This window comes from Micromonospora vulcania, assembly GCF_042658605.1.
GTDB lineage: Bacteria > Actinomycetota > Actinomycetes > Mycobacteriales > Micromonosporaceae > Micromonospora > Micromonospora vulcania.
This window is the reverse complement of the sequence record NZ_JBHSQS010000049.1, coordinates 1-9,040: the sequence shown is the minus strand read 5'-3', so window position 1 is coordinate 9,040 and position 9,040 is coordinate 1. Positions and strand designations below refer to the sequence as shown.

Annotated in this window: 10 protein-coding genes; 1 reads left to right on the top strand and 9 read right to left on the bottom strand. The window is 70.2% G+C overall.

From position 1 onward, the window contains the following. Positions 1-120 precede the first annotated feature (120 nt). The 9 genes from ACFQGL_RS32070 to ACFQGL_RS32030 form a co-directional block, all read right to left on the bottom strand. Positions 121-744 carry a LysE family transporter gene (locus tag ACFQGL_RS32070; RefSeq protein WP_377516396.1) on the bottom strand — a complete coding sequence of 208 codons (624 nt, stop codon included), beginning with the start codon at positions 742-744 and terminating at the stop codon, positions 121-123. Between the two features lie 281 nt (positions 745-1,025). Then, on the bottom strand, positions 1,026-1,487 hold the full coding sequence (locus tag ACFQGL_RS32065; protein ID WP_377516394.1) for a metal-sulfur cluster assembly factor: 462 nt from the start codon (positions 1,485-1,487) through the stop codon (positions 1,026-1,028). After that, positions 1,484-1,957, bottom strand: coding sequence for a Fe-S cluster assembly sulfur transfer protein SufU (gene sufU / locus ACFQGL_RS32060; protein ID WP_377516393.1), 474 nt, complete (start codon positions 1,955-1,957; stop codon positions 1,484-1,486). The genes ACFQGL_RS32065 and sufU overlap by 4 nt, the downstream gene beginning before the upstream one ends. Next, positions 1,957-3,261 carry a cysteine desulfurase gene (locus ACFQGL_RS32055; protein WP_377516390.1) on the bottom strand — a complete coding sequence of 435 codons (1,305 nt, stop codon included), beginning with the start codon at positions 3,259-3,261 and terminating at the stop codon, positions 1,957-1,959. The genes sufU and ACFQGL_RS32055 overlap by 1 nt, the downstream gene beginning before the upstream one ends. A 20-nt stretch (positions 3,262-3,281) precedes the next feature. Then, positions 3,282-4,055, bottom strand: a complete 774-nt coding sequence (gene sufC, locus ACFQGL_RS32050; protein WP_377516388.1) for a Fe-S cluster assembly ATPase SufC — start codon at positions 4,053-4,055, stop codon at positions 3,282-3,284. After that, positions 4,055-4,381: a non-heme iron oxygenase ferredoxin subunit gene (locus ACFQGL_RS32045; protein WP_109820754.1), complete on the bottom strand. Its 327-nt coding sequence runs from the start codon at positions 4,379-4,381 to the stop codon at positions 4,055-4,057. The genes sufC and ACFQGL_RS32045 overlap by 1 nt, the downstream gene beginning before the upstream one ends. Next, on the bottom strand, positions 4,381-5,523 hold the full coding sequence (gene sufD / locus ACFQGL_RS32040; protein ID WP_377516386.1) for a Fe-S cluster assembly protein SufD: 1,143 nt from the start codon (positions 5,521-5,523) through the stop codon (positions 4,381-4,383). Before sufD ends, ACFQGL_RS32045 begins: the two co-directional genes overlap by 1 nt. 135 nt (positions 5,524-5,658) lie before the next feature. Next, a complete protein-coding gene (gene sufB / locus ACFQGL_RS32035; RefSeq protein WP_074312771.1) occupies positions 5,659-7,089 on the bottom strand; it encodes a Fe-S cluster assembly protein SufB in 1,431 nt (476 codons plus the stop codon). Beyond that, a complete protein-coding gene (locus ACFQGL_RS32030) occupies positions 7,086-7,811 on the bottom strand; it encodes a helix-turn-helix transcriptional regulator (RefSeq protein ID WP_377516398.1) in 726 nt (241 codons plus the stop codon). The genes sufB and ACFQGL_RS32030 overlap by 4 nt, the downstream gene beginning before the upstream one ends. Before the next feature lie 194 nt (positions 7,812-8,005). Between ACFQGL_RS32030 and ACFQGL_RS32025 the strand changes: the two genes are divergently transcribed. Continuing rightward, a complete protein-coding gene (locus ACFQGL_RS32025) occupies positions 8,006-8,956 on the top strand; it encodes a COX15/CtaA family protein (RefSeq protein WP_377516385.1) in 951 nt (316 codons plus the stop codon). Positions 8,957-9,040: the final 84 nt, after the last annotated feature.

Here is a 9,040-nt window from a genome sequence, read left to right as displayed (position 1 = left end):
CGTCGGGCGGCCACCCCGCCCCACCCCGCCCGGCCCGCTCGGCCCGCTCGGCGCGTTGATCATGACGTTGGCGACGTCGACACCGGCGCGTCGTGACGATAACTTCATGATCAACAGGGTCTAGGGAGTTAGAAGGATTGCCAGGGCCAGGGTTGTGATGATGGCGCTGCTCGCGAGGGCGGTCAGTTGTCGGCCGCGAGGGCTGGTGAGGAGGCGGCCGATCAGGGTGCCGCCGGTGGCGATGAGGAGTTGCCAGCTCGCCGAGGCGACGAACGCCCCGAGCACGAACAGCGCTGCCGTCGAGCGCCCCGGATCGGCGGCATCGCCCCGGCCGAGCACCAACGCGGCGAAATAGACCACCGTCGCCGGGTTGAGCAGTGTCAGCGCCAGAATTCCGACGAACGCCCGCAGCGGGGTGTCCAGACCGCGACGGCTGCGCGCGTCGGCGACCGGACGGGGTCGCACCGCACGCCAGGCACCGTGCACGGCGAGCGCGAGCAGCACCGCCGCGGCCACCACCCGCAGGGGGCCAGCCACCGGTTCGACGACGCCAGCCACCGCCGCGCCACCCAGCGCGGCGACGGCCGCGTACAGGCCGTCGGCGGTGGCCACGCCGAGCGCCCCGGCCGCGCCGACCCGGAACGAGGTACGGGCACTGAGCCCCAGGATGAGCACCGCGATCGCGCCCACCGGGATGGCGACGCCGTAACCGGCGACGAGACCGGCGAGCAACGCCCCGGTCACGGTCGTGGATGCCAGGTCGAGGCGGACCCCGGGACCGGCCGCTGTCGGCGCGCGGTGGTAGCCGCGCCAACAGAAACCCGCATCCGGTACGCCTCGATCACCCGCCCATCCTGCGCCCCCAGCCCCGCCCACCACCACCGATTTCCACCACACCCGCGGTGATCACTTGCGGCGCCTCAGCATCGCAGCAAGTGATCTTGATGAAGCGGGGGTGAGTGCGCTGGAAAGCGTCGAGCGCGGCACCCCGGCAGGGGTACCGCGCTCGACGGAGACCCAACGGCTCAGACGTTGAAGCCGAGGGAGCGGAGCTGGTCCCGGCCCTCGTCAGTGATCTTGTCCGGGCCCCACGGCGGCAGCCAGACCCAGTTGATCCGGATGTCGTTGACCAGGCCGCCGCCGGGGCCGGTGGTCAGCGCCTGCCGGGCCTGGTCCTCGATCACGTCGGTCAACGGGCAGGCCGCCGAGGTGAGCGTCATGTCCAGGGTCGCGACATTCTCGTCGTCGACGTGCACCCCGTACACCAGACCCAGGTCGACCACGTTGATGCCCAACTCCGGGTCGACGACGTCCTTCATCGCCTCCTCGATGTCGGCGATCATGGCCTTGCTGACACCGGCGGCCGGGGCGACGGCATCGCCGGCGCCCGGCGTCGCGGCGGCGTCGGTCGCGGCGGCGTCGGTCTGCGGTGCCGCGGTGGCGTCACCGGCCTCCGGCGTCGCTGCGGTAGCAGTGTTCTCGCTCATGCCTTCACCTCCGGGCTCACGCCCACACCGGCGCGTGCCGCGGCGTCCTTGAACGCCATCCACGGCAGCAGCGCGCACTTGACCCGAGCGGGGTAGCGGGCAACGCCCGCGAAAGCCACCCCGTCACCGAGCACGTCCTCGTCCGGCGTGACCTGACCACGGCCGGACATCAACTCGACGAACGCCTCGTGCACCTCGAAAGCTTCCCCGGCGCCCCGACCGCGCAGCAACTCGTGCAACACGCTCGCCGACGCCTGGCTGATCGAGCAGCCCATCCCCTCGTACGAGATGTCGTGCAGCACGCCGCCGTCGGTGGCCACCCGGACGGTGACCTCGTCGCCGCAGGTCGGGTTGACGTGGTGCGCCTCCGCGACCTGGTCGCCCGGGTCGTCGGCGTCGCGCAGGCCACGCCCGTGCGGATGCTTGTAGTGGTCCAGGATGATCTCTTGGTAGAGCTGGTCGAGCTGCATCAGTCGAACACCTTCCGCACCTGCTCCAGACCGGCCACCAGAGCGTCGATCTCCTCGGTGGTGGTGTAGAGGTAGAACGAGGCCCGGGTCATCGCCGGGACTCCGAACCGGCTGCACACCGGCTTGGCACAGTGGTGGCCCACCCGCACCTGCACGCCGAGCGAGTCGAGCACCTGACCCACGTCGTGCGGGTGCACGTCACCCAGTGCGAACGAGATGGTGCCGCCCCGCCCCACCGGTACGGTCGGGCCGAAGATCCGCAGGTCGGGCACCGAGGCGAGAGCGTCCAGCGCGTACGCGGTCAGCTCCTTCTCGTGCCACTGGATGGCCCGCATGCCGATGCCGGTGAGGTAGTCCACCGCCGCGCCGAGCGCGACCGCCTCGGCGATCGGCGGGGTGCCCGCCTCGAACCGGGCCGGCGGCGCGGCGTACGTCGTGCGGGCCATGGTGACCGTCTCGATCATCGAGCCGCCACCGAACACCGGCGGCATCGCCGCCAGCAGCTCGCCCCGACCCCAGAGCACACCGATGCCGGTCGGGCCGCACATCTTGTGCCCGGTGAAGACGATGTAGTCGGCGTCCAGGTCGACCACGTCGATGGGCAGGTGCGGCACCGACTGCGAGCAGTCCAGCAGCAGCAGCGCACCCACCGCACGCACCCGCTCGGTGATCCGGGAGGTGGCGTTGACCGTGCCCAGGATGTTCGACACGTGCACCAGCGAGACGATCTTCGTCCGTTCGGTGACCAGGTCCTCCAGGCCCGACTCGTCGAGCCGGCCGCCCTCGGTGACCGGGAACCAGCGCAGGGTCGCGCCGGTCCGCTCACACAGCAACTGCCACGGGACGATGTTCGAGTGGTGCTCCATCTCGGAGATCACCACCTCGTCGCCGGGACCCAGCCGGAACCGGGGGTCGGCGTCCGGACGCAGCGACGCGTTGGAGAACGCGTACGCCACGATGTTGATCGCCTCGGTGGAGTTCTTGGTGAACACCACCTCGTCGGTGCTCGGCGCGTTGATGAACGCGGCGACCTTGGCCCGCGCCCCCTCGTACGCCTCGGTGGCCTCGGTGCCCAGGGTGTGCACCGAGCGCGACACGTTGGCGTTGTGCAGCGCGTAGTGCTCCTCGAGCACGTCGAGCACCTGGCGAGGCTTGTGCGAGGTGTTGGCGCTGTCGAGGTAGACCAGCGGGTACCCGTTGATCTCCCGGTTCAGGATCGGGAAGTCGGCCCGCACCCGTGCCACGTCGAAACGCGGCACGTCGTCGTACTGCGGCATCCCGGGCGGGATCGCGATGGTGGTCATCTCGGCAGCGCCCCTCCCACTCAGGCCCGGGCCGTACCGGCCCCGGCGGCGTACCGCTCGTAGCCCTCGGCCTCGAGCTTGTCGGCCAACTCCGGGCCGCCCTGTTCGACGATCCGGCCGCCCACGAAGACGTGTACGAAGTCCGGCTTGATGTAGCGCAGGATCCGCGTGTAGTGCGTGATCAGCAGCACGCCGGTGTCGCCGGTGTCGCGGACCCGGTTGACGCCCTCACTGACCACCCGCAGCGCGTCCACGTCGAGGCCGGAGTCGGTCTCGTCGAGGATGGCGATCTTCGGCTTGAGCAGCTCCAGCTGGACGATCTCGTGCCGCTTCTTCTCACCGCCGGAGAAACCCTCGTTGACGTTGCGCTGGGCGAACGCCGGGTCCATCTGGAGCCGCTCCATCGCGCTGCGCAGCTCGCCACCCCAGGTACGCAGCTTCGGCGCCTCGCCGTCGATGGCGGTCTTCGCGGTCCGCAGGAAGTTCGCCACCGAGACGCCGGGCACCTCGACCGGGTACTGCATGGCCAGGAAGAGGCCGGCGCGGGCCCGCTCGTCCACGGTCATGGCCAGCACGTCCTCGCCGTCGAGGGTCACCGAGCCGCCGGTGATCTCGTACTTGGGATGGCCGGCGATCGAGTACGCCAGGGTGGACTTGCCGGAGCCGTTCGGGCCCATGATCGCGTGGGTCTCACCGGAGCGGACGGTCAGGTCGACGCCGGCCAGGATCGGCTTGAGCTCACCCTCGGGCAGCTTGACCGACACCTTCAGGTCGCGGATCTCCAGGGTGCTCATTATCGGGTCACTCCATTACTCGGCGTCAGGCTGAGGTAGATGTCGCCGTCGCGGACTTCGACGGGGTAGACGGGTACGGGTTCGGTGGCCGGCAGCCCGGAGGGCTGCCCGGTGCGCAGGTCGAAGCGCGAGCCGTGCAGCCAGCACTCGAGTGTGCAGCCGTCGACCTCACCCTCGGAGAGGGCGACCGAGGCGTGCGAGCACTCGTCGTAGGCGGCGTAGAACTCGCCGTCCTCGCCGTGTACCAGCGCGATCGGCGTGCCGTCGACGTCCGCGCTGATCGCGGTCCCCTTCGGCACGTCCTCGGTGGAGCAGATCCGGATCATCAGGCGCCGGCCTTGGTCAGCCGGGCCTCGATCGCGTCGCCCAGGCGCTCACGCAGCGACTCCACCGGGATCTTGTTGATCAGCTCGGCGAAGAAGCCGCGGACCACCAGGCGACGGGCCTCACCCTCCGGGATACCCCGGGCCATCAGGTAGAACAACTGCTCGTCGTCGAAGCGGCCGGTCGCGCTGGCGTGGCCAGCGCCGGCGATCTCGCCGGTCTCGATCTCCAGATTGGGTACGGAGTCGGCCCGCGCGCCGTCGGTGAGCAGCAGGTTCCGGTTGATCTCGTACGTGTCGGTGCCGGTCGCCTCGGCCTGGATCAGCACGTCGCCGACCCAGACGGTGTGCGCCTCCGCGCCCTGCAGGGCACCCCGGTAGCCGACGTAGCTGCGGCAGTCCGGCACGGAGTGGTCGACCAACTGCCGGTGCTCCAGGTGCTGACCGGAGTCGGCGAAGTAGACGCCGTACAGCTCGGCCTCGCCGCCCCGCCCGGTGTACTCCACCGAGGTGAACTGCCGGACCAGGTCGCCGCCGAGACTGACCTGGATGTGGATGACCTTGGCGTCCCGACCCAGCTTGACCTTGAGGTGCTGGGCCTGGACCGCGCCGGCCGCCCAGTCGGCCACGGTGACCAGGATGAGCTTCGCGCCGTCGGCCACCGAGACCTCGACGTTGTCCGCCAAGGTCGCCGAGCCGACGTGCTCCAGCACCAGGGTCACCTCGGCGAACCGGCCCACCTCGACGAAGGTGTGCCCGAAGGCGCGACCCTCGACGCTGTCGCCGACCACCCGCAGGCCCACCGGCGCCGAGACCACGGCGTCGCTGGCCACCTGGACCAGCAGCGCCTGGCCGGCCGAGCCGTAGGCGAGCGCGCTCACCCGGTCGACCGGGGTGAGCACACTGCCCACCCGCGCGTCGTCCATGCCGATCCGCTCGATCGTCACGCCCTCCGGCAGGTCGCCGTACTCGTGGCGGACCGTGTCGGCGGAGACCTGCGGCTCGCCGGCCAGGCCGCGGAGGCGCTTGAGCGGAGTGAAGCGCCACTCCTCCTCCAGGCCGGTGAGGGCCGGGAAGTCGGCGACGTCGTACGAGCGCAGCGCCTGCGACTTGGTGCTGGGTGGCGCGGAAGCCTGGGTAGTCATTTCTTCCTTGGTCTGTTCTGCGACGACGGTGTCATTGATCGGAGGACGGGTCGGGTTCACGCGGCTCGGCCCGACGGGTCGGGCTGGACGCGGCCCGGCAGAGTCGGGACCGGGCCGCGCACGGGCCGGGCGGCGTCAGCCGACCGCGCCCTCCATCTGGAGCTCGATCAGGCGGTTGAGCTCCAGCGCGTACTCCATCGGGAGCTCCTTGGCGATCGGCTCGATGAAGCCGCGGACGATCATGGCCATCGCCTCGTCCTCGCTCAGGCCCCGGCTCATCAGGTAGAAGAGCTGGTCATCGCTGATCTTGGAGACGGTCGCCTCGTGACCCATCGACACGTCGTCCTCGCGGATGTCGACGTACGGGTAGGTGTCCGAGCGGGAGATGGTGTCGACCAGCAGCGCGTCGCACTTGACCGTGCTCCGGCTGTGGTGCGAGCCCTCCAGCACCTGCACCAGACCGCGGTACGAGGTGCGGCCGCCGCCCCGGGCGATCGACTTCGACACGATGGTCGAGGAGGTGTGCGGCGCGGCGTGCACCATCTTGGCGCCGGCGTCCTGGTGCTGGCCCTCGCCGGCCATCGCCACCGAGAGCACCTCGCCCTTGGCGTGCTCGCCGGTCATGTAGACCGCCGGGTACTTCATGGTGACCTTGGAGCCGATGTTGCCGTCGACCCACTCCATGGTCGCGCCCTCGTGGCAGACGGCGCGCTTGGTGACCAGGTTGTAGACGTTGTTCGACCAGTTCTGGATGGTCGTGTAACGGCACCGGGCGTTCTTCTTGACGATGATCTCCACGACCGCGCTGTGCAGCGAGTCGGAGGAGTAGAGCGGCGCCGTGCAGCCCTCGACGTAGTGCACGTACGCGCCCTCGTCGACGATGATCAGCGTCCGCTCGAACTGGCCCATGTTCTCGGTGTTGATCCGGAAGTAGGCCTGCAGCGGAATCTCCACGTGCACACCCTTCGGCACGTAGATGAACGAGCCACCGGACCACACGGAGGTGTTCAGCGCGGCGAACTTGTTGTCGCCGACCGGGATCACCGTGCCGAAGTACTCCTTGAAGACATCCTCGTGCTCACGCAGCGCGGTGTCGGTGTCCAGGAACAGGACACCCTGCTCCTCAAGGTCCTCACGGATCTTGTGGTAGACGACCTCGGACTCGTACTGCGCCGCCACACCCGCGACCAGCCGCTGCTTCTCCGCCTCCGGGATGCCCAGCCGGTCGTACGTGTTCTTGATGTCCTCCGGCAGGTCCTCCCAGCTGGTGGCCTGCTTCTCGGTGGACCGGACGAAGTACTTGATGTTGTCGAAGTCGATCCCGGTGAGGTCGGCGCCCCAGGCCGGCATCGGCTTGCGGCCGAAGAGCCGCAGGCCCTTCAGGCGCAGGTCGAGCATCCAGGCCGGCTCGTTCTTCTTGGCCGAGATGTCCCGCACCACCGCCTCGTTGATGCCGCGCTGGGCAACCGCCCCGGCGGCGTCCGGGTCGGACCAGCCGTACTCGTAGCGACCCAGGGCGGCAAGCTGCTCTTCCTGGGTCAGGGGCTGGACGATCTGCTCGGTCATCTATCTGTCCTCACAGTGGTGACGGGATTACCGGATTGGGCGCGGGTCGGCTGAGTGGGAATGTGCGTGGTGCACACCCCGTCGCCGTGCGCGATGGTGGCCAGGCGCTGTACGTGGGTGCCGACCAGACGGGAGATGACCGCGGTCTCGGCCTCGCACAGCTGAGGGAACTCGGCGGCCACGTGCGCCACCGGACAGTGGTGTTGGCAGAGCTGACCGCCAGAGGCGATCGTGGTCGCGTTTGCAGCGTAACCCTCGGCGGTGAGCGCTCCGGCGAGTGCCTCCGCCCGCGCGAGGGGGTCGTCGCCGGCGTCCTCCATGGCGCTCCGACAGCGGGACTCCAGGGCGGACACCTGCTCGGTGGCGAACGCCTCGACCGCGTCCGAGCCGCCGCTGCGGGCTATCCAGCGCAGCGCGGCGGTGGCCATGTTGTCGTAGTGGTGAGTGCCACAGCGCACCCGGGCCGCCTCGGTCAACACGAAGACCTTCGCCGGACGCCCCCGACCGCGGCTGCCCTGCACGGTCTGCTCGCGGGCGACGACGTCACCGTCGGCGAGCATCGCGTCCAGGTGCCGGCGGATCGCCGCCGGGCTGAGGCCGAGCGCCAGACCGAGCTGCGCGGCCGTCGTGGCACCCCGCTCCAGGAGCTGCTGGGTCACCCGGTCCCGGGTGGAGACCTCGGACGCCGACGTACCGGCAGCGAACGTGGCCGACGTGGTCACGGCGGGTGCGGACGCGGACACACCGACGGCCGGGACGGGCGTCGGCTTCTGCCCGGAGAGCGCCGCCGTGTTTTTCACAACGCCAACGTTACGTAATTACCCGGAGGGTCGCAAACCCGGGCCCCGGTGATCCGAACCACCGACCCGAAGGAGTCGGACGAACCTCGATCACTACGGTGCGTAGGATTTGCGCCGTGAACCGTATCGTCCGTCCGGTCCCCGGCATCCTGCTGCGCCGCCTCGCGTTCGCCTCGATCATCGCGAACGTGGGCATCGTCGTCACCGGCGGGGCCGTCCGATTGACTGCGTCGGGTCTCGGCTGCCCCACCTGGCCCCGGTGCACCGACGGGTCGTACGTCACCACGTCCGAGATGGGCGCGCACGGGGTGATCGAGTTCGGCAACCGGATGCTGACCTTCGCGGTGGGTCTGATCGCACTCGCCACCGTACTGGCGGTGCTGGCGCACCGGCCACGCCGACCCGGGCTGCTCGCGCTCGCAGTCGCGGTCTTCCTGGGCATTCCCGCCCAGGCGGTGATCGGCGGCATCACCGTGCTCACCAACCTCAACCCGTGGGTGGTCGGGCTGCACTTCCTCGCCTCGATGGCGGTGATCGCCGCCTCGTACGCCCTCTGGCGACGGATCGCCGAGCCGGACGGCCCGACGGTGGCCGTGGTGCCGGCACCGCTGCGCGTGCTGGCCCGGGTCACCACCGCGGTCGGTGTCGCGGTGCTGGTCATCGGCACCTGGGTCACCGGCAGCGGCCCGCACGCCGGCGACCAGGGCGCGGCCCGCAACGGGCTCGACCCGGAGTCGATCTCCCAGGTGCACGCCGACAGCGTCTTCCTGCTGATCGGCCTCTCGGTCGCACTGATCTTCGCGTTCCGCGCGGTCGGCGCCCAGCGGGCCACCCGGGCCGCCATCGTCCTGGTCGCGGTGGAACTCGGGCAGGGCCTGATCGGGTTCGTGCAGTACTTCACCCACGTACCGGCGGTACTGGTCGGCGCGCACATGCTCGGCTCCTGCCTGGTGCTGCTGGCCACCCTCGCGGTGCAGTGGTCCACCCGCGAACGCCGCCCGGTCACTCTGACCCCCGTGACCACCCCGGCCGACTCCGCCACCCCGGCCGTGCCGGTCACGGCCTGACCAACCCCGCGCCTCGCGCCTCGCGCCTCGCGCCTCGCGCCTCGCGCCTCGCGCCTCGCGCCTCGCGCCTCGCGCCTCGCGCCT